This is a genomic window from Bacteroidota bacterium, assembly GCA_038746285.1.
GTDB lineage: Bacteria > Bacteroidota > Rhodothermia > Rhodothermales > JANQRZ01 > JANQRZ01.
On the sequence record JBCDKT010000024.1, the window covers coordinates 1 to 25,416 of the forward strand.

Below are 25,416 nucleotides of genomic sequence, written 5' to 3' on the forward strand. Positions count from 1 at the left end.
CCGAACCCTTCCTTTCCTCCCGCTCCTCCCATTCCGCGCCGCAAGCGCACCCTCTCTCACGGGAGAAGCCCGGCGCAGACCCGCTCAACTGCCCGGCAGGCGCTCGCCGCGCGCGGCGAGGGCAGCGACGCGCTCAATCCGCTTGCGGCGCGTCTCGGGCTTCTTGGCGAGCTTGATCCACCGGAGCACGAAGCGCTGACTCGACGCCGGGAAGCCGTCGAAGTGCCTCGCCGCCTCGGAGTGGGTCGCCAGCGCCGCCTCCAGGTCGTCCGGCTTGACGAGGGCGTCGACGTCGTCCATGAAGGTCCAGAGACCGCTCGCCTTCGAGGCTTCGATGGCGGCCAGGCCCGGCGGGCGCATCCGGCCCTCGGCGATGAGGCGAGCCGCACGGTCCTTGTAGCTCTTGGCCCAGTGCTGCGCCTGGCGCGGCGAGGCGAGCTGCATCGTCCGGTCCGCGTCCAGCTTGCGGCGGATGCCGTCGACCCAGCCGAAGCACAGCAACTCGTTGAGGACAGCCTCGCGCGAGACGTACGCCGCCCCGACGTGCTTCTTGAACGTCACGATCCAGACCGAGTCGGGCTGCCCGTGGTGCACCTCCAGCCACGCCCGCAGGTCGTCCGCGGAGGCGACGGGCACCTGCTCGAAGTTCTCGGTCTTGAGCATCGGATCGGCGCAGGCGGGCCGGTGGCTCAGCGCTCGGTCTTCATCTCGTAGAGCGCCCGGTGCTTGACCGCGTCGGCGAAGACGCTCAGGCTCGCGTTGAGGCAGAAGAGTGCGAACGTCCCGTGCCAGAAGTAGGGTCGCCCGTCGGCCCACTTTACCGTAGCCCGGGCCACGGCGCTGGCGCCGAGCCCGACGCCGAGGAGCCCGGCGGGGGCCATCCACTGCCACTTACGGCGGTGGTGGTCGGCGCGGACGGGGAGGTGGTGCTCGGAGGGGGTAGGGTGAGGCGTGGCCATGGGATGAAGAGATAAGAGAGCGGGACGAAAGCGGCGACAAGGTACCACGCGCGTCCGTCACGGCGCACGGGCAGCGAGCACCCGTCGCGCGGAGCGCGCCGGCCTACCCGGAACCGGGTAGTGGGAGCCGCAAAATCCCCCGAACCGGCGATGGCGCGGCCTCCCCGCGAGCGGCTATTCTGGGCCTGTTCTCTCCAGTTCACCTTCCACTACGTCTATGCTCCGCGCATTCCTGCTCACGCTCGTGCTCGTCGCAGCCCCGGCCGCGGCCCAGATCGCACCGCCCAGCGCTGTCAAGACCGTTTCCATCCCGTTCGTCATCCAGACCGGCTCCGTTGAGTACGGCCCGGACGTGACGGCGGGCGGCTCCTCGTCCATCGTCCCCGGCTTCTCGTTCGACTCGATCTCGCGGAGCGGCAACCGCGCCCGGTACCTGCGGCTGGACGCATCGGGCGGTATGGCGGTCGTTGCCTGCCTCGTGTACGCCTGCTCCGGGCTGACCGAGGAGCGTAGCGGCGTCGAGACCGGCAGCGACGGTTGGGTCTACCTCGAAGGGGTCTTGATTCCGTCGGCTGAGGGCGGCGTGATGTTCAACACACCTGTCGGCAGCCTCGGCGGGGGCGTCGCGGCGGGCTCCGTCGGCATCACAGGCGGGGCCGACACCTTTGGCTACGGCATGGCCGGGCTTCAGGGGGCCTATGGCGCGCAGTTCGGTCCCGTGACGGTGCTGGCCCTCGGGACATACGGCGTCGGCTACGGCTACGCGACCGGCGAGGGCGGCCTGACCGGACGGATCACCAAGCTCCGCACCGACGCCTACTTCCCCGTTGGGGGTATCAACCTCATCGGGACATTCTCCATCGTTCGGGCGACCGACACGCTCGGCACCGAGGACGTGAGCGACGACCTCGACGGCACGTTCGTCACCTTCGGTACCGGCATCGGCTTCTAGCTCTGGTGCTGAGCTTGGAGTGAACCCGCTTTGGTAGACAGTTCAGGAGTATAAGGCGGCGAGCGCCTCGTGGTGCTTTTGCTCGTGCGTGACGGGTGAGTCGTAGCCGAGCGCGGAGTGGCGGCACCGGAGGTTGTATCACCCCTCGATGAAGCGGAACACGGCCATCCGCACCTCTGCTTTCGTGGTGAACCGGCGACGCTCGATCAGCTCGCATTCCAGCGTGGCGAAGAAGCTCTCGCACAGCGCGTTGTCGTAGCAGTCACCGACTGAGCCAAGCGAGGGGCGCACCCCAGCCTCCTTGCACCGGGCACCGAGTGTCCGCGCTACCGGGGTCAGGTCATACTGACTTCCGTGATCCGAGTGATGCACGACGCTGGCGGGCTGCCGCTGGGCCACGGCCATGTCGAGCGCGGCCAGCACCAACTCCGTGCGGAGGTGTCCGGCCATCGCCCAACCCACGACCCGGCGGCTGAAGGCGTCGAGTACGACAGCGAGGTAGAGGAAGCCCGACCCCGTAGGCACATAGGTGATGTCGGCCACCCAGAGCGCGTCGGGACCTTCGGCCGTGAAGTCGCGCTCAACGAGACCGGGGGCATGGCGAGCGCGTTTACTGCGGACGGTCGTCGTCGGCCCTCGTCGGCGGCTGACCCCGACGAGACGGGCCTCTCGCATCAGCCGCGCCACCCGCTTCTTGCCCACGCGGACGCCGTCGGCTTGGAGGTCGGCATGCACACGCGGAGCGCCGTAGATGCCGTCGGAGGCTGCGTGAGAGGCCCGGATTGCCTTGGTGAGTTCGGCGTCGCGCTCGGCCCGCGCTGACGGTGGGCGCGTCAGCCATGCGTAGTACCCCGCCCTGGAGACCCCGAGGACGTGGCACATGACGGCGATAGGAAAGTGGGCTTGATGCGCTCTCATGAACTCGAAGGCTCTCTGGGCACGGAGTCGGTCTCCCGAGCGAACCAAGCCGCGGCTTTTGCCAGGATGTCGCGTTCTTGCTGGCGTCTACGTACCTCCTTGCGGAGCTGCTTCAGCTCCTCGGTCTCAGCGGCAGAAGCCCGTGCGGACGGGTCGGCCTGCTTGATCCAGACACGGATGGTCTGCTGAGTCGGCTCGAACTCGCGGGCGAGCTCTGCCGGGGAGCGTCCGGCGCGGTGGAGCTCGACGATCTGCTCGCGGAACTCAGGCGGGTAGGCGGGGCGGTGTCGGGGCATGGAACCTCGGGTCTGGGGACGACTGGAAGATCGTCCACCGTACCGGGTTCACTCCAGAACCGCTTAGTGACTGGCGCTGCTACCGGGGTCAAACAGAAAAAGCCGCCCCGGATACCCTGGGGCGGCTTCTGAGTGTGCGCTCGGATGGTCGAGCTAGGCCGGATCGACGTGGACCACCTTGCGGTCCTGGCGACCCCGGGCAAAGCGGACGGTGCCGTTGACCTTCGCAAAGAGCGTGTCGTCGTTGCCGCGCCCGACGTTGAGGCCGGGGTGGAACTTGGTCCCGCGCTGGCGGACGATGATCGAGCCGGCGGTGATGGCCTGGCTGCCGTAGACCTTCACGCCGAGCATCTGCGGGTTCGAGTCGCGGCCGTTCTTGGAGGAGCCTACGCCTTTCTTATGTGCCATGAGTCTGAGGGTCTGGAGTCGGTCGGACTAGTTGTTGCTGTCGAGGTTGAGGGCGTCGATCGAGAGCTTCGTGTAGGGCTGGCGGTGGCCGTTCTTGACGCGGTAGCCCTTGCGGCGCTTTTTCTTGAAGACGATCACCTTGTCGCCCTTGACGTGGTCGAGGACGGTCGCCGTGACGGAGGCACCGGCGACGGTCGGGGCACCGATGTGGACGTCGTCTCCGGAGACGAGGAGGACCCGGTCGAGGGTAAGGGTGTCGCCGACGGCGGCCTTCTGGCGCGGGGCGTAGAGCGTGGTGTTCTCCTGGACCTTGAACTGCTTGCCGGAGATGTCAACGATGGCGTACATGGGAGTGCGGGCTTGGGAGCCCTCGGCGCGGCGGGCCAGGTGCGGCAGGCCGTCCGAGGGGCGCGGGTGGCAAAGACTAGCTAAACTACGGCACGAGCGTACCGCCTGGCGAGTCCGACGTTGCGCAGACCCTCCGGGCATGGGGGAATTCAAACAGGCTTGACGCAGGCCGGCCCGATTCGGAATCGCGGCCCGGCGTACTCTGGCCTTGCTGCCTCTCCCGCCTTCCCGCGCTGCCGATGTTCATGCTCAGCTTGCCGCCCTCGGGCCCCACGCTCACCCCCGGCAAGGTGCTCTGCGTCGGCCGTAACTACGCCGAGCACGCCCGCGAGATGGGCTACGCGCCCGACCCACCGGCCGAGCCGGTGGTGTTCCTGAAACCGTCCACGGCGCTCGTCGCCTCCGGCGGCACGGTCTGCATCCCTCCGCAGTCGGACGAGGTGCACCACGAGGTCGAACTCGTGGCGGTGATCGGGCGGGGCGGGAAGAACATCCCGGAGGAGAAGGCGCTCGGCCACGTCGGGGCCTACGCGCTCGGGCTCGACATGACGGCGCGCGACCTGCAGCGCCTGGCGAAGGCGGCCAACAAGCCCTGGGCCGTAGCGAAGGGCTTCGACACGTTCGCTCCGCTCGGTCCGCTCACGGCCGCGTCCGAGGTCCCGGACCCGCAGGCGCTCGACCTCCAGCTCACCCTCAACGGAGAGGTCCGGCAGAGCGGCCGGGCGTCAGACATGATCTTTCCCGTCCGCGTCCTCGTGGCCTACCTCTCGCGCATCTTCACCCTGGAACCCGGCGACGTGGTCTACACCGGCACTCCCGAAGGCGTCGGCCCCGTCGCTCCCGGCGACGTGCTGGAGGCGACGAGTAGCGGCCTGGCTCCGCTCCGCATCACAGTCAACGGGTGAGTCGGCTGTCGGCTGTCGCAAGCAAAACCCACAAAGCTACCGAGGCTGCCGCACAACGCGCCTCCGTCTCACCGTCCACCGTCTCACCGTCCACTGTCTTCCGCTATGAAAATCGGCGACTACACGCTGCACGAAATCCACGCCGGCCGGCTCGGCCTCGACGGCGGGGCGATGTTCGGCATCGTGCCGAAGCCGCTCTGGGAGCGCCGCATCCCGGCCGACGGCCGCAACCGGATCCCGCTCGCCATGCGGTGCCTCCTCCTCGAAGGCGACGGCCGGCTCGTCCTCATCGACAACGGGGTCGGCGATAAATACGACGCCAAGTTCGGCGACATCTACGCCGTGGACCGCGAATCGTCGGAGCTGCACGGCTCGCTCGCGGCTGCCGGGTTCGGCGCGGACGAGGTCACCGACGTCATCCTGACCCACCTCCACTTCGACCACTGCGGCGGCTCGACGGTCCGCGACGCTAGCGGCTCGCTCCGCGTGGCGTTTCCGAATGCCACGTTTCACGTCCAGCGTGACCACTGGGACTGGGCCCACCGCAGCCCGCGCGAAGGAGCCTCGTTTCTCCCCGAGAACCTCGACCCGCTGGAGGCCTCCGGCCAACTCCGGCTTGCTGACGGACCGGGCCCGGTGGTCCCCGGCATCGACGCGCTCGTGGTCAACGGGCACACCCGGGGACAGCAACTGCTCAAGCTCAGCGACGCCGAGCAGACGCTCGTTTTCGTGGCCGACCTCATCCCGACAGCGGCGCATCTTCCGCCGCTCTGGGTGATGGCCTACGACATCGCCCCGCTCGACACCCTTGCCGAAAAGACCTCGCTGCTGGAGCAGGCCGCTCAGGAAGAGTGGCTTCTCTTCTTCGAGCACGACACCGAAATCGCCACGGCACGCGTCCAGAAGGGAGCGCGCGGCTTCGAGGCAATAGGTGCGTCGGGCGCGCTTGCAGGGTGACGTTCCGGCGGGACAGAGGTGCAGTCGGGCTCAGGGAGCCACCGGCGGCGCGCAGGCCGCGGGGGCTGGCACAGCCTTTGATCCTGGGCTCGAGCACCATCGCACGGTGCATGCAGCGGGCCGTGCGTGGGGTCCTCTGTCCGTGTTCGGAAAAAATCCCCTCGCCGATATGCATGGTAACCTGAAAGCCCTTACATTTGCGACTGGCTCACAGGGTCGTAAAGCCGTCTGCCTCCACGGGCTCACCGGGGGCCTCTTCTCCCGACCCACCACTTCTCTCTGCATCTCTCTATGACCGACCCCACCTCGCGGCTACACCCGCGCACCCCGCATTCGAACACGTCGGCGGATTCCCTCGCTCCTGGTCCTCTCCACCTCATGGTAGACAACCGCATGGTAGACAACCGGGACGCGCTCTACGAGAACCTGGTGACGAACCTGTCCCAGGTCGTGCACGGGATCAACAACCCGCTCGCGGTTGTCTCGGGCCACGCGCAGTTGCTGGTGGAACTGGCCGAGTCCAAAGGGCTCGACTCGGAGGTCGTGGGGTATCTTCAGAACATCGAAGAAGCCAGCCAGCGCCTGGCGTCCGAACTGGACCGGCTGCGGGACGTGCGGGGCGAAATCCGCCCCCGCAACGTGAGCGGAGACGGGATGTAGAAAGGAGGCTGCCGCCGGTACAAACGAGCCGGCTTTGGCGCTGGATTTTTACGGCAACCTGTTTAAGGGGCCGCAGCGGAAATCCGATAATTAGGGTGTATTCCCTCGCGCGTGGCGCAGGCAGGATTGCGCACTCGCCGCACGTTCGAGGGTTGCTTGCCGTCCCATCCCCAAGCAATCCCTAACTGATATGCCCTCTGTACCCATGGTCCCCGCGCACGAGCGCGAGCACATCGAGATAGCCGGTGAATATCTCGGTGCGCACCTCTCGGACGCCTACCAGGACCGATGGAATCGTGCTGTTCGAGCAATGGAGGAGGCGCGGGTATATGATGCCTTTCTCGAGTTCAACGAACTCCTAAAGGAAGCCGACCTCGACGCCGTGGGCCGCACGCACGTCCAGCTCCAGGCCGTCCGGTGCCTCCGCGACGCGCCGATCGAGCGCGTCAAGACCGAGCTCGCTTTCATCGAGCCCCACAGCGCCTACCAGACCGTCGTGCTGGACTACCGGCTCGGCTGGCTGATGCGCCACCGGCTGGGCTCCCCCGCTGCGGCGGAACAGTACTTCGACCGCGTCAAGGAGGAGGCCCGCCGCCTCGGCGTCCGGTCCTGGGAGATCGCGGTGCTGCTGCAGAAGGCGGACGCCGCAGCCGAGGAGGACGCCGTGGAGGACGCCGTCGAGGCGTACAACCGCGTCTACAACCTCAGCCGCCGCAACGGCTACGTCGAGTACATCCCGAAGGCGCTGCTCGGCAAGGGCGTGATCCAGATCAAGAACGGGCAGCGCGCCGAGGGCGAGGAGGACCTCCAGAAGGCCTACGAGCTCGCGTGCCGCAACAAGCTCGTCGGCGAGCAGGGCCTTGTGCTCCGCGCCCTGGCCAACGTCTACCACCGCGAGTTCAAGTTCTACGGCCTCGCGCTGGAGTACTACGAGCAGGCCCGCGTCATCTTCGCCTCGATCCCCGTGTGGAACTCGATCACTGAGGGCCTGGAGCGCGAGACGCACGCCTGCCAGACCGAACTGGAAGAGCTCGACATAGCGAAGATCCTCGGTCCGGTGCCGATCACGAAGCTGCGCCAGGAGTACCTCACGAGTCTCGTCAACGGCTTCGTCGGGATCCCCGGCATCGACAACCGCTCGCAGCTCGGGGAGCGGATCGGGCTGACGCGGCAGGCGATCCACCGGAACATCAACAGCTAGCCGAGACGCCGCGCCTCCGCAGCGGAGTCGCTCCCTCGGGGGCGGCTCCGTTTTGGTTAACCCTCGCGTGAGCAAAACGTGAACACTGGGGGAGCCGGTCTGCCCTTGTGCCCACCTCGCACTAGCCCTATATTTGCAGCCCGCAACGGAAACGTCCGCTCACCTTTCCTCCGGACCCCGACCCGAGACCTGCCTATCGAAGCAAGGTGCTACTCCCGGTAACCGGCACGCGCTGGTTGTCTCCTGCTGACGCTCTTTCTACCCTTGTAGGTTAGCACCGTGCGACTTTCCTGCTTTTCCGATAGGCCAGGCTTGCTGGCGCTCTCGCTCTGGATCGCCCTCTTCAGCGGCGCGGTGGGGGCGGGCGTGCCTCCGGTGCAGGCACAGGTAGCCTTTGCGCCGCAGCTTGGCAGCGCGTCGCAGCCCGAGCAGACGCCTGCGCTCCGCGTGGTGGAGCAGACCGATCAGCGCATCGTGTACGAGGTGCGCGTGGACTGGCCGGAGCCGCTGGCCGACGCCGTGCGCGCCTCGGACGATCTGGCGAGCGCCCGGCTCCGTGCCGCCCGAGGGGACGGAAGCGTCTCCGCGTTCCTGAGCCTGCCGTCGCTCGCCCAACCGGCCGTCGAGGTGCTCGCGGCAGACTACGACGAGGTGACCTACGCTGCGCCAAGCGACGATGCGGCGCTCGACGGGCTCGTCGGGCCGGTGGCGGAGGTGACGGCGCTCGGGATGGAACGGCGGCGGCCGGCCGGGACGTTTGTCGCCCGCCTCCTGCGCTACGACCCGGAGCGCGGCACGCTACGCCGCTACCGGCGGATCCGGGCGGCGGTGCGCTTCCCGGCGGCGCGCTCAGCGCGTCCGTTCGCAGCGGCCAGCCGGCTTAGCCCGGTAGACAACCCGCACCTCAACGTGGGCCAGAGCGCGCTGGCGTCGGGGACGTGGATCAAGGTGCCGGTGACGCAGGAAGGCATCTACCGGATCGACCGGGCCTTGCTCAGCGAGGCCGGGCTCTCGCCCGACGCCATCGACCCGAACAACGTGGCGGTCTTCGGCAACGGCGGCGCGCCTGTGCCGGCCCTCAACAGCGCCGCGCGCATCGCCGACCTCGCCGAGAACGCCTCGTTCGTCGTCGGCGGAGGCGACGGGCGGTTCGATAGCGGCGACGGGGTGTACTTCTACGGGGCCGCCCCGAACGGCTGGCGCTGGAACCAGACGGCGGCGGACCGCGACGGCCTCGGCTGGGAGCACTGGATCAACCTCTTCTCGAACGAAAACGCCTATTTCATCCGCGTCGACGGTGGCGGGCAGCGGGTCGGCAACCCTGGGTTCGCTGGGCTCGCGGGCGCGACGGTGCTCAGCCAGATCACGGGGCGCACCTTCGAGGAGCGCGACCTGCCCGACGGCATGATCGACCGCGACGGCGGCGGCTCCGGCCTGGACTGGCTGGGCGCGGAGGTGGCCTCGGCGCGGCCCTCGACGGTCGTGCTCGACACGCTACCGGCGGGCATCGCGGCGGGCACGGTGGCGTACCGGACGCGCGTCGCCACGAGCAGCCGCTCGTCCTCGCTCGTCTTCCAGAGCGGCGGCCAAGAGCTGGGCACGATCACCGCCAACAGCATCGGCCTCCTGGCCGGCAGCCGGACCCGGACCTTCGAGCAGGTGGTGGCCGAGGGCGCGCGGCTGCGGCTGGAGATGCGGCTCGGCGCGAGCAGCACGCAGGGCTGGATCGACTACGTCGAGGCCTTCTACCCGAAGGCGCTCCGGGCCGAGCGCGACTACCTCCGCTTCCACACGCCGGGCGGTCAGGCCGGGGTGTTCGAGTTCGTCCTGGCCGGGTTCTCCGCCGAACCCCAGGTCTGGGACGTCACCGACCCCGAGGCCGTCCGCCGCCTCGGCGTGCGCTCCGACGGCGGGAGCTACCGCGTGCAGGTCGAGGCTACCGACTCCGAGCGCCCGCGCGAACTCGTCGCCTTCACGACCGCGAGCGCGGCGGTCCGCACCCTGGCCTCGCCCGAGGCCGTGCCGAACCAGAACCTCCACGCCGTCGGCGGCTTCCCCGACTACGTGATCGTCGCGCCGACCGCGTTCCGGGAGGCCGCCGACGAGATTGCAGCGTACCGGGCCCAGGACGGGCTGCGCCCCCTCGTCGTGGACGTCGCGCAGATCTACAACGAGTTCTCCGGCGGGCTCCAGGACATGCGGGCGATGCGGGACTACTTCCGCTTCCTCTACGACCGCGCCGAGACCGACGAACAGCTTCTCCGCTACGTGCTCCTCTTGGGCGACGGGCACTTCGACTTCCGCGGCATCCGGCCCGGCGGCGACCAGAACAACTGGGTCCTGACCTACCAGACCGAGAACTCGTTCGACCGCATCCGGTCGTACACCAGCGACGACTACTTCGGCCTCCTCGACGCCGAGGAGGGCCTCTGGAGCTCGACGAGCGAGCGGCTGGACATCGGGATCGGGCGCTTTCCTGTGCGCACGGCGACGGCGGCGATGCAGATGGTGGAAAAGGTCAAGCGCTACGAGGACCCGGCGACGCGCGGCGCGTGGCGCACCCGCGTCACCTTCGTGGCCGACGACCAGGAGCCGAACGACTGGGACGACGACCTCCACGTCCAGAACGGCGAGCTCCTGGCGGACACGGTCAACGCCGTCGCGCCGGACCTGAACGTCCAGAAAATCTATGCGATGACCTACCCGCGCGTGCAGACGGCTCTCGGCGCGCGCTACCCCGAGGCGCAGGCCGACATCCGGCGCAGCTTCGACGAGGGTACGCTCGTCTGGAACTACAGCGGGCACGGCGGCTCCGGCGCCCTGGCCGACGAGAAGCTGCTCACCAAAGAAGAAATCATCGAGCTAGACAACGCCGACCGACTCCCAATTGCCGTGACCGCGACGTGCTCGTTCGGGCGCTACGACGTGATCAGCGACCAGAGCGGGGGTGAGGAACTCCTCCTGAACGCTGGCGGCGGCGCGGCGGCCGTGCTCACGACGACGCGTCTCGTCTTTACGGGCAGTGACCCCAACAACAACAACCTCGGGCTCAACCGCGTGCTGCTGGAGTTCATGCTGAGCCGGGAGGAGGACGGCACCCCGCGGCGGCTGGGCGATGTCTATCGCCTGACCAAGCGCACCAACCCTGGGGCGACCGTCAACAGCCGCAAGTTCGTTTTCCTCGGCGATCCGGCGATGCGAGTCCAACTGCCGGAGCGCCCCATCAGCGTCACGACCGTCAACGGGCAGCCCGTCGGTGAGCGCGGGCCGCGGGACACCGTCGCGCCTTCCGCAGCACCGGCCGGCGCGCCCACCCTGGCGACGGCCGGCGACGCGGCACCTGCCACCCTCGCGCGGGGTGGGCTCCCCGAACTGCGCGCCCTCGAAGAGGCCGAGGTCACGGGCGAAGTGCTGGGCTTCGACGGCACCCGCGATACGGGCTACAACGGCGAGGTCGAGGTCGCCGTCTTCGACGCCGAGCGGACGGTGGCGCTGCCGGAGGACGCGGTCAACTACATCCCCAGCGGAACCGTGCAGGTCCGGAGCGACCTCATCTACCGGGGCCGGGCGACGGTCCGCGACGGGGCGTGGACTATCCGCTTCGTCGTCCCCCGCGACATCTCGTACTCCGACGCGCCGGGCCGCATCTCAGTCTACGCCACCGACGGCTCGGGCCGCGACGGCTTCGGAGCCAGCGAAGGCTTCGTCGTTGGCGGGACGGCCGCCAACCCGATCCAGGACAACGAGCCGCCGCGCGTCGACCTGTTCATGAACGACACGACGTTCGTGCCCGGCGGCCTCGTCGGGACGACGCCGGTGCTGATCGCCAAGCTGTTCGACCAGAACGGGATCAACACCGTCGGGGCCGGCGTCGGCCACGACCTCCTGCTGACGATCGACGGGGCCGAGCAGGACGCCGTCGACATCGGCCGCTTCTACCGCGGCGACCTCGACTCCTTCCAAAGCGGCACCGTCGAGTTCGAGCTGCCCGAGCAGGCCCCAGGGCCGCACACGCTCACGCTCCGCGCCTGGGACGTGGCCAACAACTCCGCCACGGTCAGCCTCGACTACTTCGTCGAGGCCGACGGCGAGCTCGTGCTCCGCAACGTCTACAACTACCCCAACCCGACGAACGGGCCGACGCGCTTCGTCTTCGAGCACAACCAGCCGCCGGGGACGGTGGCCCGCATCCAGCTTCGCATCTACACCCTGTCCGGCCGGCCGGTCCGCACGCTCGACGCCCAGGAGACGCTCGCCACCGGCGTGCTGAGCGGCTCCGTCGTACAGATTCCCTGGGACGGGCGCGACGAGGACTTCGACACGCTCGCCACCGGCATCTACCTCTACCGGGTCCGCGTGGAGGTGGAACGCCCGGACGGCGAGACGCAGGTCTCCGAGCGCATCGAGCGCCTCGCGGTGATACGATGACCCCGGCCTCGCCCGTTTGACCTGGGCGGCCCGCCCGAGTGTGCAAAAACGTAGAACACATGGCCTCCCCGTCGCGCCCTCCGTACCCTAGAGCCCGCCCACTGCGCGCCCGCGTGCCCCGGCACGCCGTTTCCTTCTCTCGTCCGAAACCAGAACCTATGACCACGCTATCCTTCCGCACGGCGCGCCGCGTCCTGCTCGCGCTCCTGCCTGCCCTGATCTTCGGGTCCGGCGTCCAGGCACAGGACGACGGAAACAACTCCATCGGCCAGGGAAGCAACATCGTCTACACGACGGCCGTGCCCTTCCTCATGATCGAGCCGGACAGCCGGGCGGCCGGCATGGGCAACGCCGGCGTCGGCCTCGCCGACAACGCGAGCGCCGTCTTCTGGAACCCGGCCGGTCTGGCCCGGCAGCGCGGGGCCGAGGTGTCGATCACGCACTCGAACTGGCTCCCGGCCATCACGTCGGACCTCTTCTACGAGTACCTCGCCGGCAAGTACCACCTCGAGGGCATTGGGACGTTCGGGGGTAACATCACCTTCTTCAACCTCGGCGAGCAGGAGTTCCGGGGACCGAACAACGAGGACCTCGGGACCTTCCGCTCGTACGAGCTGAACACCGGCCTCTCGTACGCCCGGCAGGTGACGCGCGGCCTCGCCCTCGGCACGGGCCTGCGCCTGATCTACTCCAACCTCGCCGGCGGCGTCACGCTCGGGCAGGGCCAGCCGGGGGAGACCCAGACCAAAGCCGGCGTCTCCGTCGGCCTCGACCTCGCGGCGCTCTACACGTTCAAGCCGTTCGAACTCGGCAGCATCCCGGTCACGACTAACCTCGGCTTCAACCTCGCCAACATGGGGCCGAAGGTGAAGTACACCACCAACGAGTGCAACGAGCGCACGGGCGAAAGCTGCGGCGACCCGCTCCCGACCAACCTCCGCTTCGGCGGTGCCTTCAGCGCCCAACTCGACGAGTTCAACAAGCTGAACCTCGCCATCGACTTCAACAAGACCCTCGTCGACTACGAGCAGTTTCAGGTCCTCGACGAGAACGACGAGCCCGTGTTTGACGAGAACGGCAACCCCGAGCTCGCTGCCCGGGCGAAGCCGTTCTACGAGGCCATCTTCTCGTCTTGGAAGTCCGTGCCGGTGCGCGACACGAACGGCGACATCGAGGACGTGGGCGTGCTGCGCCAGATCACCGTCGGGACAGGACTAGAATACTGGTACAACGACCTCGTCGCCTTTCGGACGGGCTTCTTCTACGAGGACCCGTCCAACGGGAACCGCAAGTTCCTCACCTTCGGGGCCGGCATCCGGTACAACCTGATCGGCGTGGACTTCTCCTACATCTACCCGATCGAGGAGGAGTCGCCGCTGGCGAACACGCTGCGGTTCTCGCTCCTGCTCAACGTGCTGCGGTAGCGGCCGACGCTTGAAGTGTGACGTGCGAGGGTGCCGGCGGCGACGCTGCTGGCACCCTCGCTTTTTATGCTCTCGCTGTCCGACCTTGTCCGCGAGCGGACGACCGCGCAGCACTCCGCGAAGCACGCACCACGTTCCACGTTTTCCATGGCCGACTTCACCGCGTTCGTGCTCTTCGGGCTGGGGCTGCTGGCGACGGTCGGGGTGGGGGAGGCGCTTCGGGCGAAGGCCGGGTGGCCTGCGGAGTCGTCGCGCCGCGTCGTGCACGCAGCAACGGGCGTGCTGGTCGGGCTGAGCCCGGGGTGGTTCGCGGAGCCGGCGTGGGTGTACGTGCTCGCGGGCTCGTTCGTGCTCGTTAACCTATGGGCCGTGCCGCGCCGCGTGTTTCCAGGGATGCACGCCATCCAGCGCCGAAGCTGGGGGACGGTCACGTTTCCGCTCGCGCTCCTCTTCGCGCTGTGGACCTGCTGGACGCTCGACGCCTCGCGGATCTACATCCTCCAGGCGGCCTTCTTCGTCCTCGCGGTTGCCGACCCCGTGGCCTCGCTCGTCGTGACACGCCTGGCGCGGCCAGGGCGGTTTCGGATCGGGGAGAACGCGAAATCGGTGGCCGGGTCCGCTGCGTTCTTCGTCACAGCATTTGGAGCAACAGTAGGGTCGCTCACTCTCGTCGGACCCGGTGCCGAGCCGGTCTCGCTGCTCACCGGTGCCCTCGTCGCCGCCGCGCTGGCGACGGGGGCCGAGCTGCTGGCGACGCGCGGGTGGGACAACTTCTTCATCGTCGTCGCGGTCGTGGTCGCGCTCACCGTGCTGCACGGCGATCCCGGTGCAGCGGCGCAGTTGGCGCTCGTGCTGCTGGTCGCGGCCGGGTTCGGGAGCGCGGCGTTCGCCGTGCGGTTCCTCGACGGGTCCGGGGCGCTCGCGGCGACGGGGCTCGCGGTCTCGGTGCTCGCGCTCGGCCCGGCGTGGGTGGTGCCGGGGGCTACGTTCTTCGTGCTCTCCAGCCTGCTCTCCAAGCTCGGCCGGCGGCGCAAGGCGCTCGCGGCGGCGGGCGACGACAAGGGCAGCCGCCGCGACGCTGGACAGGTCTACGCCAACGGCGGGGTCGCGTGGGCGCTGCTCGTGGCCCACGTCTTCGCGCCGAGTGACGCGCTCTACTGGGGCTACGTCGGGGCCTTCGCCGCCGCCGCCGCCGACACATGGGGGACCGAGATCGGCACGTTCGTCGGCGGTCCGACGCGGCTCCTGTGGAGCGGGCAGCGGGTGCCGCCGGGCCGGTCGGGCGGCGTCTCGGTCGCCGGCACGCTCGGGGCGCTCGCCGGCGCTGGGGTCGTGTTCCTCAGCGCGGTGCCGGTGGCGGGGGCCTACCTCGCCACCGTCGGCACCGGCGCGGCGGCGGCGGTCGTGGTCGGGGGTGGCCTCGCGGCGTCGCTCGTGGACAGCCTCATCGGGGCAACGGTGCAGGCGCTCTACCGCGCCCCCGACGGCAGTCTCACCGAGCGGGCGCAGGGGAACGGCCTCGTGCGCGGCTGGCGCTGGATCACGAACGACCGGGTCAATCTCGCCTGCACGCTCGCCGGTGGCGCACTGGCGGCCTCGGGTGCTGCGTTGTTCGGATGAAGTCCGGCGACGGGTGCCACCGGCAGGGCGAACGCCGTTCGCCCCTACGACAGGGGCACGATCGACAGGGGCACGATCTGTCCTCTGTCTTCCGTCCACCGTCCTCTGTCCCCCGCCCGTCGTCTTCCGTACTTTCTGGTTCTCGACCTTCAGCCTCAGACGTATGCCCTGGTACAAAAAGCTCCACTGGCAGATCATCATCGGCCTCGTTCTGGGACTGATCTACGGCGTCATCGCAGCAGCGCAGGGGTGGGGGGCCTTCACGGCCGACTGGATCGCGCCGTTCGGGACCATCTTCCTGAACGCGCTCAAACTGATCGCCGTGCCGCTCGTCCTCGCGTCGCTCATCCTGGGCGTGGCCTCGCTGAGCGACCTACGCAAGCTCTCCCGGATCGGCGGCAAGACGATTGGCATCTACCTCGGCACGACGGCCGTCGCCGTCACGCTCGGGCTCGTGATCGTCAACCTCCTGGAGCCGGGCAGCGCCGTGCCCGAGGCGCTCCAGGCAGAACTCGGCGCGGCCTACGCGGGTGATGCGGCGATGCGCTCGGAGGCTGCCGCGGCCGCCGCGCAGCGCGGGCCCCTCCAGTTCCTCGTGGACATCGTGCCGGGCAACCTGTTCACGGCCATCTCGAACAACAGCAACATGCTCCAGGTGGTCTTCGTCGCGCTCTTCATCGGGATCGGGCTGATCCAGATTCCGCGCGAGAAGGCGGAGCCGGTGCTCGCTGTCGTGGAGGGCCTGAACGACCTCATCATCCGGCTCGTGGACGTGATCATGCTCATGGCTCCGGTCGGCGTCTTCGCGCTCCTGGCCGGGACGATTACCCAGGTGGCGGGCGACGATGTGAACCGGATCATCGAACTCCTCGGCGCGCTCGGGTACTACTGCTTCGCGGTCGTGCTCGGCCTCGGGCTCCACATGCTGATCACCTACGCGGTGCTGCTCAAGAGCCTCTCGCCGATGTCGCTGCGGACGTTCTACAGCGGGATCGGCCCGGCCCAGCTCGTCGCGTTCTCGACCTCGTCGAGCGGGGCGACGCTGCCGGTGACGATGGAGCGGTGCGAGGAGAAGCTCGGCGTCAGCGAAGAGGTCTCGTCGTTCGTGCTCCCGCTTGGGGCGACGATCAACATGGACGGCACGGCGCTCTACCAGGCCGTGGCGGCGGTCTTCATCGCGCAGGCGCTCGGGATGGAGCTCGGCCTCGCGGCCCAGCTCACGATTGTCCTCACGGCCGTCCTCGCCTCGATTGGGACGGCGGCGGTGCCGGGGGCGGGGATCATCATGCTCGTCATCATCCTCGAAGCCGTCGGCGTGCCGTCGGCCGGGATCGCCCTCGTCCTCGGCGTGGACCGCATCCTCGACATGCTGCGCACGGTCACGAACGTTACCGGCGACGCGACCGTGGCGACCGTCATCGCGGCCAGCGAGGGCCAGCTCGGCGTCCCCGATACCGACCCGGCGGCTGACCGCGTGCGCGTGGTTGCCGAAGGGTAAAGCCTGGACCCCGCGCACGGACTGAAACTTGCAGACCGAGACGCCTATCCCCAGCCCGGTCTTCGTATGCCTCCTCTGATCTTCCTGCTCGCCCTCGTTCTCGCTGCGCCCCTCGCCGAAGCGCGGCCGCTCCCGGACCAGGCCGATCCGGGCCCGATGCTGGTCGAGCGCCCCGAGAGCGTGGCTCTTCTCGAAGAAGGGCGCAGCCAGATGGTCACCTTCCGCCTCGACGACGCCGAGACGACCTTCGAGCGGCTCGACGCGGTGGAGACAGCGCGGCCGGCGGCGCGGCTGCACCTCGCCAAGATCGCCCTCTGGCGGGCGATGATTCTGGAGCAGGACGACCTGTACGACGCCTTCTTCGACCGGAGCGACGCGCTGCTCGACGTGCTCAAGGAGACGCCCGACTCGCCGTGGCGGACCCACTTCCGGGCCGAGACCGAACTGCACCGGGCCGTGATCCACGCCAAGAAAACGCAGTACGCCCGCGCCGCGCTCGCGCTCCGGCAGGCCTACAACCACTTCGAGAAGAACGCCAAGGAGCACCCGGCCTTCTACGAGTCGGCATGGGGCATGGGGCTGTGCCACGCGACGATCGGGCTGGTGCCGAAGTCGTTTCGCTGGGTGGTCAAGATGATGGGCTTCCGCGGGACCGTGCAGCAGGGGCTCGACGGGATGGCGGTCTCGGCCCGGCAGAGCGTCTACTACCGCGACGAGGCTGCGGCCTTCTTCGCCCTCACCGACCAGCTCGTGAACGAGTCCAAGCGCGGCGGGCTGGCGATGCTCCGGGAGGTCGCCGCGCGCTACCCGGAGAGCCCGGTCGTGAGCTACATCGTGGGCTACTCGCTGATCAACCAGCGCCGCGCCGCCGAGGCCGAGCGTGAGTTGCGCCGCGCCGAGCGCCTGCTCCAGCCCCCCGGTGTCTTCCCGATGCCGTACGTGGACTTCTCGCTCGGCCAGGCGCTGTTCCGGCAGGACGCGTTCGCGGAGGCCGCGGGCTACTTCCAGCGCTACGTGCGGACGTTCCCCGGCGAGGCGCTCCTGGCGCAGGCGAACCTCCACGCCGGGCTCGCCCTCGAACTCTCCGGCCGGCGCGCCGAGGCGGTGCCGTACTACGAGCGCGTCCGGGTCCGGGAGAACTTCGACAGCGACGCCGCCGCGCGGCGCGAGGCCGAGGCCCGCCTCGCCGCGCCGCTCTCGGACCGGGAGCGGACGCTCCTGCTCGGCGGCACCGCCTTCGACGGGGGCCGCTACGCGGAGGCCGTGCAGACGCTGCAGCCTGTCTTCGGCGACCGCGAGGCGTCGGAGGTCGAGCGGGCCGAGGCTGCCTACCGCAGCGGGCGGGCGTACCAGCTTCTCGGCACATGGCGCGAGGCGCTCCGGCACTACGGCTTCGCCGTCAGCAACCCCGGAGACCCGCTCGCGAAGTGGGGCCCCTGGTCGCAGTACTACACCGGCGAGGTGCACGAGGCGCAGGGGGAGCACGCCCGCGCCCGCGCTGCCTACGAGCGCGCCCTCGCCAACGACGACCCTTTCGCCTATCACAAGGCGCTCGAACAGCGCGCCAAAGCCGCCCTCGACCGCCTCTAATCCATGCACGGTTCCGCTCGTCTTCTTGGCCTGCTCGTTTGCGGCCTCGCTTCCCTCTCACTCGCCCAGCCCGCGCTCGCGCAGGGAGGCATCGTGTTCGGCTGGGCACCGGCCGATACGATCCGCGCCGACTTCGAGGCTCCCGTCGTTCACGGGCACGGACACGGGCGTGCGCGAGAGACCGTGCGTGAGCCGCAGCGCTCGGAGGCGCGCGCCACGTTCGAGGTCGAGTACGAGAACTTCCCGGCGGAGGCGCAGGCGGCGTTCCAGCTTGCCGTAGACATCTGGAGCGAGCGCGTCGAGTCGTCGGTGCCGATCCGCATTCTTGCGCAGTGGGAGCCTGCCGAGGAGGCTAGCATCCTCGGTACCGCCTCGCCCCGCATCATCGCCAACTTTGGCGGGGCACCGCAGGCCGACACCTGGTATGCGTCAGCCCTTGCCGAAGCCCTGGCGGGACGAAACCTGAGCGGCTCCACCCCTGACATCCGCGCCACCTTCAACAGCGAGTTCCCAAGCTGGTACTTCGGCCTCGACGCGGACCCGCCCGACAACGAGTTCGACCTCACGACGGTCGTCCTCCACGAACTCGGGCACGGGCTGGGCTTCATTGGTTCGATGGACGTGGCGGGCGAGGTCGGGAGCTGGGGGATCGAGACGACCGAAGGGCAACGTTTCCCGGTGGTTTACGAGCGCTTCGCCGAGCGCGGCGACGGCACGCCCCTGCTGAGCCTCGAGAACTTCTCCGCCCCGCTCGCAGACGCGCTCACGAGCGGGTCCGTTTTTTTCGACGGCCCGACGGCGCGCGCACAGGGCACGGACCTGCCGGAGATTTTCGCGCCGCTCGTGTGGCAGCCCGGCTCCTCGTTCTCCCACCTCGACGAGCAGCTCTACCCCTCGGGCTCGATCAACGCGCTCATGACGCCGAGCTTCGCCCGCGGTGAGGCCATCCACGACCCCGGCCCGATCACCTGCGGCATGCTGCGCGACGTGGGCTGGACGCTCCGCCCGGCGTGCGAGGCTATTGCCTTCTCGGCCGGCGTGGACGGGCGAGATGTCGTGCTGACCTTCTTCTTGCCGAGCGAGTCCGGGTTCGTCTCCGGCACGGTCGAGCGCGAGGTCGACGGGCAGTTCGAGCCCGTCGCGGCCTCGGTGCCGGCCATCGACCCTGAGGAGGCGGCGACCTACACCGTGCGCGTGCCCGGCCTCGGCCCCGGCACCTTCACGTTCCGCCTCCGCCTGCTGGGCGAAGACGGCACCGAGGTCGTCCTCAACGCCGCCCCTGTCCAGGTCTTCGGCGCAGGCAATGCCCTGGCGGTCTTTCCCAACCCCATCGTCGGCGAAGCGACGGTGCAGGTGGATGTCCGCGAGGTCCAAGACGTGAGCGTCAGGGTCTACGATGTGCGTGGCCGGCTCGTCGCCACGCTGCTGGAGGGCGTACCTGGACCCGCTACGGCAACCCTGAACGCCCGTGGCCTGGCGCGGGGGGTTTACTTCGTCCGCGTCGAGGGCGAGGACTTTGGCGCGACGCGCGGGGTGACGGTTCTGCGCTAACCGCGCTAGCGCACCCGGACGACGGAGCGCGTGGCGCTGACCGCGCCCTACCCGTTTGGTACTCTACCCGTCTGGTGCTAGGCAAAAGTCCTTTCGGGCCAGAACCTGAGGAGGTAGGGACGGCTCGCCGAGCCGTCTGCGGTGCTACCGAACGCGTGCCACTACCGCACCCGCACGACGGAGCGCGTGGCGCTGACGCCGTCGCCGGAGGCGTGGACGACGTAGACTCCCGGCGCGAGGTCGCGCTCCTGAAGCGCGAACGTGTGCCGGCCAGCCGCGAGCGGTCCGTCGTGCAGCCCGGCCACCCGCCGGCCGAGCACGTCGAACACCTCGACGACTACCGGCGCGGGCCGGTCGAGCACGAGCGCGACCGTGGCCCGGGTCCGGAACGGGTTGGGGTAGGGAGCTTCGAGCCGGAGGCTGGCGTACTCGGCCGCCGGCTCGGTGCTGGAGGTGAACTCCGGCGTGAGGTAGACGGCGAAGATGCGGTCGCTCGCGCTCGTCTCGGCAGCCGTCATGCCCATCCAGCCGGGGTTCGGCATCGTCGATAGGATGCCGCCGACGATGTAGCCCATCAGGGTGCGCTCGTCGAGGTCGCGCAGCCGGACGATCTCGAGGTCGGAGCGGGGGACAGAGGCCGGAATGAGCGCCGCGTTTGTGCCGAGCAGGCCCGGCATCTGAACCGGCATTACCGTCTCGTACGTGGTGCCGCCCTCGGCCACCTCGTGCGTCAGCGTCACGATGTCGTCGGTGAAGGGGATGAAGCGGTCCTCGACGACCTCCCCCGCGTCCTCGTCGAAATAGAACTGCGCCATCCCGCCGAAGAACGCGGTGTGCATCGTCTCGGTCACCTCGTCCCAGAGCGGGAGCGCCGGGGCGGTGTAGTGCGAGAATCGCTGCTCGAAGCTGCTCTCCTGAAACGCGAGCCCGTCCGAGAGCGTGGCGTGGATCTGCGTCCGGTACGGGAGGTTGCTCGGCTGGAAGACCCCGGCGTACATCGTGTGGGCCTGGGTGATGCAGGGCGCACCGTCGCACTGCCCTCGGACGAAGCTCGGGGCCACGGTCAGGTCGCGCCGGTGCAGCGCGTCCTCGTCGGTCACGGTCTGCACGTCGTCGATGCCGAGCGTGCCCCCCTGGTCGATAAGGAGAAACGAGGCGATCTGGTTGGTGTAGGCCTGCGTGAAGCTGCCACCGCCGGGAGAATACGCGCCGTCGAAGCGGTGTCCGCCGAGGAGGAGGTAGCGGCCCTCGAGAGTGCGGAGTTCGCCGCCGGTCACGGCGAGGCGCTCGTCGGCCGACTGCCGGATGTGCGGCGCGAGCGCGCCCCCGTTGACCACCGCGCCGATCAGTCCTGGTACGTCGAGCGCCGTCAGCGTCGGGAACGTGATCTTGTCGCCAGTCGAAGAGTCGGTGCCGTAGCCGCCGACGACGTAGAGCGTCTCGCCCTCCTGGTGGTACTGCGGGTTCGACACCTTCAGCGGGTCGGCGACAGCGTCGCCCAGTTCGCTGAGCGAGCGCGACCACACCTGGTCACCGGCGAGGTCCACGACCCAGAGGGAGCCGTTGGCCTGCTCGGCAGCGAAGGCACCGGACTCGATGATGCCGTGGAGGCCGTCCACGCGGCCGGTGATGAACAGCCACCGCCCGCCGTGCTCGGCCCACGCGAAGGAGTGGAGGCCCGGCATCCCCGTCACGTCGACCTCGACGAGTTCGAGTGAGAACGGAAGGGCTTCGGGGTCCTGCGCGGCGGCAGGGACCGTGAGCAGAGCAGCGAGCACAAGGAGGCAGCGGCGCATCAAAGGCGGACGGGTTAGGCACGGGCTGCCCAATGCTACGGCATATTCCCGCTGGGGGCAACCCCTATGCCTCTTTCATCATAGTCCCCATCCGAATAGTCCCCATCCGACTTACCGGCCTGCGAGCCGGCCCTGCGCGTCAGGCGGCCTGCCCCTTCCGGCGCGCGTAGGCCGCCTCGGCGATGACCGTCAGCAGCGTACGGTCGGTGTCGGTGAGGGGCATGCCGCGGCGGGCCGTCACAGCCTCGGCCACGCGGAGTGCCTTCTCCAGCCGGTAGTTCACGAAGCCGTCGGCCCCGCCCCACGAGAAATCCGGGATGTAGCGCGGCGGAAAGCCCCCGCCGAAGAGGTTGCAGAAGACCCCGACGACGGTGCCGGTGTTGAACATGGTGTTGATCGAGCACTTCGAGTGGTCGCCCATGATGAGGCCGAGCCGCCCGCGCTCGGTGCCGACGAACGCCTCGGCGACGCAGTCCCACATGTTCACCTCGCCGTAGTCGTTCTTGAGGTTCGACGTGTTGGTGTCGGCCCCGAGGTTGCACCAGCGGCCGATGTAGGAGTTGCCCATGTAGCCGTCGTGGACCTTGTTCGAGTAGGACTGCACGATGCTCGCCTTGACCTCGCCGCCGATTTCGGCGTGGGTGCCTGCCGCGACGCCATCGACCCGGGCTCCGGCCCGCATGCTGGCGTTCGGCCCGAGGTAGAGCGGCCCGAAGACGATGGCACCTTCGCCGATGGCCGCACCCTCGTCGAGGTAGATCGGCCCGCCCTCGGCGTTGAGGATGGCCCCTGGCCGGACTTCGGCACCAGGAGCGAGGTAGATGTTGCCGGGCTCCAGCAGGATCGCACTTTCGTGTACCGTCGCGCCCTCGCGGCCGTGGCGGTCGAGGGCGGCAAAGTCATCTGCGATGCGCTCGCGCACATCGTCGAGGAGGTGCCACAGGCGGCTGATGAGCGTCGCGCCGTCGACCTGTTCCTCGGCGGTACCCTCGAAGTGAGACGGGCCGAGCGCGTCGGCCCCCAGCAGCCCGGCCTGCGGGGCCGGGTGCCACGCGGCGAGGAGCGTGTCGCCCTGGAGAAAGACGCGGGCCGGTTCGCCCGGCGCAGCGGCAGCGCGCACGCGCTCCAGCAGGTCGCCCGGCTGAACGAGCCACCGCTGATTGACGAAGAGGACGCCGCGGTGCTCATTGGGCAGCGCGTTGAAGGAAGCTCCAGCGTGGTCCTGGGCCGCCGCGCCTGCGACCAGCGCCCGCGTGTGGAGGACGAAACCGTCGTGCGGAAAGGCGCGCCGCTGACGCTCGCTCAGGGTCTGGATACCGACGCGCAGGTCGCCTGCGGCGCGGGTGGAGGCCAGCGGAGCGAGGTGGTGGACCGTCGCGTCTTCGAACAGGCAGAGGTGGGGCATGGAGAGGCCGTGGTCGGGGAGGGGAGCGCCCCAAACTACGCCACCGGTGTACGGCGCGGTGGCGTACGCCGAGCGACCGGCCCGGCGCAGCGTGCGCAAAAATGGAAGGTCCCGCGCGAACGACGATACCAGGTCTGCGTATAGAGACCTCCGCTGCCTCCCTTTCTAGCTCAACACCGCCATGAAATTCTTCATCGACACCGCCGACCTCGACGAGATCCGCGAAGCCGCCGACATGGGCGTCCTCGACGGCGTCACCACGAACCCATCGCTCGCCATGAAGGCGGGGGCCTCGAACTTCGAGGAGCACATCTACAAAATCTGCGAACTCGCCTCCGACGTCTCCGCCGAGGTCGTGGCGACCGAGTACGGGGCGATGGTGGAGGAAGGCCGCAAGCTGGCCCAGATCCACGAGCACGTCACCGTCAAAGTCCCCATGATCCGCGAGGGCGTCAAGGCCATCGAGACGCTCTCCAACGAGGGCATCCGCATCAACTGCACCCTCATCTTCTCGCCGACCCAGGCGCTCGTCGCGGCGAAGGCTGGGGCGACGTACGTGAGTCCCTTCATCGGACGCCTCGACGACATCTCCTCCAACGGGATGGACCTCATCGCCTCGATCCGTACCATCTTCGACAACTACGCCTACGACACGCAGATCCTCGCGGCCAGCATCCGCCACCCCATGCACGTCGTCGACGCCGCCGAGCTCGGCGCGGACGTGGCGACGATGCCGTTCGACACGCTCGACAAGCTCATCAAGCACCCGCTGACCGACCGGGGGCTCGAGAAAGTCCTCGCGGACTGGGAGAAGCTCCAGGAGCAGAAGGACGGACAGCCTGCCTAGCCCGGCAGCGCAGAGACAGTCGCGCGGCAGAGACAGTCGCGCAGTAGGGAGCTCCCGCAGGCGTGGGGGCTCCCTCTTTTTATGGTATGGGTATTGATATGTGTATTATAGAAGTTGCGATGTCACCTCGTATCCCTCTTTTTCGGTGTAGGGGTACAAACCTCACACAGATTCGCACTGGTCTCCAACCGGGCCTTGTCCTCGCGATGAGACAGCGCACCTCTCGATCCCAGACACACCTCCAATCCTCCACCACATGCTCCGCTACACGCTACTCACCGCCATAGCCCTGACGGCCACCGGCCTCGCAGCCCAGCACACCCAACCCTTCAGCATCCCTGCGCAGCCGTCCGTCCTGGAGGTACCGCGCGGCGGAGCCGAGGTGCTCTACGACCAGACGGGCGCTCCCAGCGAAAACAACTTCCCCTCGCAGCAAGCTGGGGGGAGCGAGGTCCAGTATGACGCGCAGGGCGCGGACGACTTCGTGGTGCCGGACACTGTGGCGTGGAGCATCACCGAACTCGCCGTGCTCGGGGCTTATGTCGAGAATGCCACTCCTATTGAGATTGCGGACATCTACTTCTACGCGAATGTGGACGGGCGGCCAGACTCGCTCATAGAGCGCCGCCTCAACGTGCCGGTCGACAGCATCGGGGACGGCGACCTGGCAGCGGCCCTGTCGCCTTCGGTGATTCTCACGGAGGGGACGTACTGGGCTAGCCTCGTGGTGGACGTGCCGCCATCGCTCTCGGGGCAGTGGCGCTGGAACAGGCAGGACACGGCCGAGCCCATCGGGTTCGAAATGCACTGGCGCAACCCGCGCGACGGCTTTAGAACGGGGTGCACGGGGTGGCAGCCGCTCACGACCAACTGCGTAGGCGGCGGGATGGACGCCTCGTTCCGGCTCAGCGGCCGGGCCAGCGATGCGTTCGTCCGGTTCGACCCGGCGGTGCTGACGGACACGCTCTCCTTTGGGCCTGATTCGTTCGGTTCAGAGACCGTCATCCTGATGAACGACACCGACCAGTCCGTCGCTTTTTCATTCCCCGAGACCAGCGGCGGTTTTGTGGTAGGCTTCACCCCGGCCCAGGACACGATTCCGGCGAACGGGTCGGCCGAAGTGGTGGTGGACTTCGACGCGACCGGGCTGGCGCCGAGCACGTACGAAGATTCCTTCTCCGTGGACACGGACCTCGGGCCGGAAGGCCTCGCCTTCGACCTGCCGGTCCGGCTCATCATTCCGATGCCGGTTGCGCAGGAGGACGGCGCGGCTCGCCAGGCGTTCGCGCTTCGCCGGGGCTACCCCAACCCCTTCGCAGAGCAGACGACGGTCGAATTGGTGCTGCCCGAGGCCGGCTCGGTCACCGTCGAGGTCTACGACGCACTCGGTCGCCGCGTGGCCGTGCTCGCCGACGGGGAGCGGGCGGCGGGCCTCCACCGCCTGCGGTGGGACGCGCGCGAGGCATCGAGCGGAGCCTACTTCGTCCGCGCTCAGGCAGGGGCGAAGGTGAGTACTGTGCCGGTCGTCGTCGTCCGGTAGCGGACCCTGCGGCGTGGGCGTGAAGATTGGGGCAGGCCGGCCGGGCGCGGCGGCACGGGAGAACCTGCAACGCGCCGGGGGATTGAAGCGCGCTGACCTCACGGACCGAACGA

19 protein-coding genes and 1 pseudogene are annotated in these 25,416 nt (G+C 68.8%); 13 read left to right on the forward strand and 7 right to left on the reverse strand.

The genetic code is table 11. The features are described 5' to 3' along the window. Nucleotides 1–84: 84 nt before the first annotated feature. Together AAGI91_09355 and AAGI91_09360 are read right to left on the reverse strand one after the other, a co-directional pair. The gene (locus AAGI91_09355) at nucleotides 85–663 is read right to left on the reverse strand and encodes a YdeI/OmpD-associated family protein (protein MEM1042824.1); all 579 of its coding nucleotides are present in this window, start codon (nucleotides 661–663) and stop codon (nucleotides 85–87) included. 26 nt (nucleotides 664–689) lie between these two features. After that, the gene (locus AAGI91_09360) at nucleotides 690–959 is read right to left on the reverse strand and encodes a hypothetical protein (GenBank protein MEM1042825.1); all 270 of its coding nucleotides are present in this window, start codon (nucleotides 957–959) and stop codon (nucleotides 690–692) included. A gap of 217 nt (nucleotides 960–1,176) precedes the next feature. On the opposite strand from AAGI91_09360, the gene AAGI91_09365 reads away from it, so the two are divergent. Next, the gene (locus tag AAGI91_09365) at nucleotides 1,177–1,911 is read left to right on the forward strand and encodes a hypothetical protein (protein ID MEM1042826.1); all 735 of its coding nucleotides are present in this window, start codon (nucleotides 1,177–1,179) and stop codon (nucleotides 1,909–1,911) included. 42 nt (nucleotides 1,912–1,953) lie between these two features. On the opposite strand, the pseudogene AAGI91_09370 reads toward AAGI91_09365, so the two are convergent. From AAGI91_09370 to rplU, 3 genes and pseudogenes are all read right to left on the reverse strand, one after another. Then, nucleotides 1,954–3,125 (reverse strand): annotated as a pseudogene (locus AAGI91_09370) (IS3 family transposase). A gap of 153 nt (nucleotides 3,126–3,278) precedes the next feature. Then, nucleotides 3,279–3,533 carry a 50S ribosomal protein L27 gene (gene rpmA / locus AAGI91_09375; protein ID MEM1042827.1) on the reverse strand — a complete coding sequence of 85 codons (255 nt, stop codon included), beginning with the start codon at nucleotides 3,531–3,533 and terminating at the stop codon, nucleotides 3,279–3,281. Between the two features lie 27 nt (nucleotides 3,534–3,560). After that, nucleotides 3,561–3,881, reverse strand: coding sequence for a 50S ribosomal protein L21 (gene rplU, locus AAGI91_09380; protein ID MEM1042828.1), 321 nt, complete (start codon nucleotides 3,879–3,881; stop codon nucleotides 3,561–3,563). 239 nt (nucleotides 3,882–4,120) lie between these two features. Between rplU and AAGI91_09385 the strand changes: the two genes are divergently transcribed. The 10 genes from AAGI91_09385 to AAGI91_09430 all read left to right on the forward strand — a co-directional run bounded on the left by AAGI91_09385 (nucleotide 4,121) and on the right by AAGI91_09430 (nucleotide 19,715). Then, entirely contained in the window at nucleotides 4,121–4,786 is a 666-nt protein-coding gene (locus AAGI91_09385) for a fumarylacetoacetate hydrolase family protein (protein ID MEM1042829.1), read from the forward strand. A gap of 105 nt (nucleotides 4,787–4,891) precedes the next feature. Further along, nucleotides 4,892–5,743 carry an MBL fold metallo-hydrolase gene (locus tag AAGI91_09390; protein ID MEM1042830.1) on the forward strand — a complete coding sequence of 284 codons (852 nt, stop codon included), beginning with the start codon at nucleotides 4,892–4,894 and terminating at the stop codon, nucleotides 5,741–5,743. A 378-nt stretch (nucleotides 5,744–6,121) separates the two neighbouring features. After that, on the forward strand, nucleotides 6,122–6,403 hold the full coding sequence (locus AAGI91_09395; protein MEM1042831.1) for a histidine kinase dimerization/phospho-acceptor domain-containing protein: 282 nt from the start codon (nucleotides 6,122–6,124) through the stop codon (nucleotides 6,401–6,403). 190 nt (nucleotides 6,404–6,593) lie between these two features. Then, nucleotides 6,594–7,604 carry a hypothetical protein gene (locus AAGI91_09400; protein ID MEM1042832.1) on the forward strand — a complete coding sequence of 337 codons (1,011 nt, stop codon included), beginning with the start codon at nucleotides 6,594–6,596 and terminating at the stop codon, nucleotides 7,602–7,604. Between the two features lie 312 nt (nucleotides 7,605–7,916). Continuing rightward, nucleotides 7,917–12,032 (forward strand): type IX secretion system sortase PorU, encoded by a 4,116-nt coding sequence (porU, locus tag AAGI91_09405; GenBank protein ID MEM1042833.1) that lies wholly within the window; start codon nucleotides 7,917–7,919, stop codon nucleotides 12,030–12,032. Nucleotides 12,033–12,190: 158 nt separating this feature from the next. After that, nucleotides 12,191–13,456: a type IX secretion system outer membrane channel protein PorV gene (gene porV, locus AAGI91_09410; GenBank protein MEM1042834.1), complete on the forward strand. Its 1,266-nt coding sequence runs from the start codon at nucleotides 12,191–12,193 to the stop codon at nucleotides 13,454–13,456. A gap of 147 nt (nucleotides 13,457–13,603) precedes the next feature. Next, on the forward strand, nucleotides 13,604–15,076 hold the full coding sequence (locus AAGI91_09415; GenBank protein MEM1042835.1) for a DUF92 domain-containing protein: 1,473 nt from the start codon (nucleotides 13,604–13,606) through the stop codon (nucleotides 15,074–15,076). A gap of 163 nt (nucleotides 15,077–15,239) precedes the next feature. Further along, nucleotides 15,240–16,574, forward strand: a complete 1,335-nt coding sequence (locus tag AAGI91_09420) for a dicarboxylate/amino acid:cation symporter (GenBank protein ID MEM1042836.1) — start codon at nucleotides 15,240–15,242, stop codon at nucleotides 16,572–16,574. Nucleotides 16,575–16,640: 66 nt separating this feature from the next. Next, the gene (locus AAGI91_09425) at nucleotides 16,641–18,164 is read left to right on the forward strand and encodes a tetratricopeptide repeat protein (GenBank protein MEM1042837.1); all 1,524 of its coding nucleotides are present in this window, start codon (nucleotides 16,641–16,643) and stop codon (nucleotides 18,162–18,164) included. A gap of 3 nt (nucleotides 18,165–18,167) precedes the next feature. Further along, nucleotides 18,168–19,715 carry a T9SS type A sorting domain-containing protein gene (locus tag AAGI91_09430; GenBank protein MEM1042838.1) on the forward strand — a complete coding sequence of 516 codons (1,548 nt, stop codon included), beginning with the start codon at nucleotides 18,168–18,170 and terminating at the stop codon, nucleotides 19,713–19,715. Nucleotides 19,716–19,876: 161 nt separating this feature from the next. Here the strand turns inward: AAGI91_09430 and AAGI91_09435 are convergent, their stop codons facing one another. Together AAGI91_09435 and AAGI91_09440 are read right to left on the reverse strand one after the other, a co-directional pair. Continuing rightward, nucleotides 19,877–21,511 (reverse strand): T9SS type A sorting domain-containing protein, encoded by a 1,635-nt coding sequence (locus AAGI91_09435; GenBank protein MEM1042839.1) that lies wholly within the window; start codon nucleotides 21,509–21,511, stop codon nucleotides 19,877–19,879. A 139-nt stretch (nucleotides 21,512–21,650) separates the two neighbouring features. After that, entirely contained in the window at nucleotides 21,651–22,916 is a 1,266-nt protein-coding gene (locus AAGI91_09440; GenBank protein MEM1042840.1) for a putative sugar nucleotidyl transferase, read from the reverse strand. 181 nt (nucleotides 22,917–23,097) lie between these two features. On the opposite strand from AAGI91_09440, the gene fsa reads away from it, so the two are divergent. Together fsa and AAGI91_09450 are read left to right on the forward strand one after the other, a co-directional pair. Continuing rightward, nucleotides 23,098–23,763, forward strand: a complete 666-nt coding sequence (gene fsa / locus AAGI91_09445; protein ID MEM1042841.1) for a fructose-6-phosphate aldolase — start codon at nucleotides 23,098–23,100, stop codon at nucleotides 23,761–23,763. A gap of 256 nt (nucleotides 23,764–24,019) precedes the next feature. Beyond that, complete coding sequence (locus tag AAGI91_09450; GenBank protein ID MEM1042842.1) at nucleotides 24,020–25,303, forward strand: T9SS type A sorting domain-containing protein; 1,284 nt, start codon at nucleotides 24,020–24,022, stop codon at nucleotides 25,301–25,303. The last annotated feature ends 113 nt before the right edge of the window (nucleotides 25,304–25,416 follow it).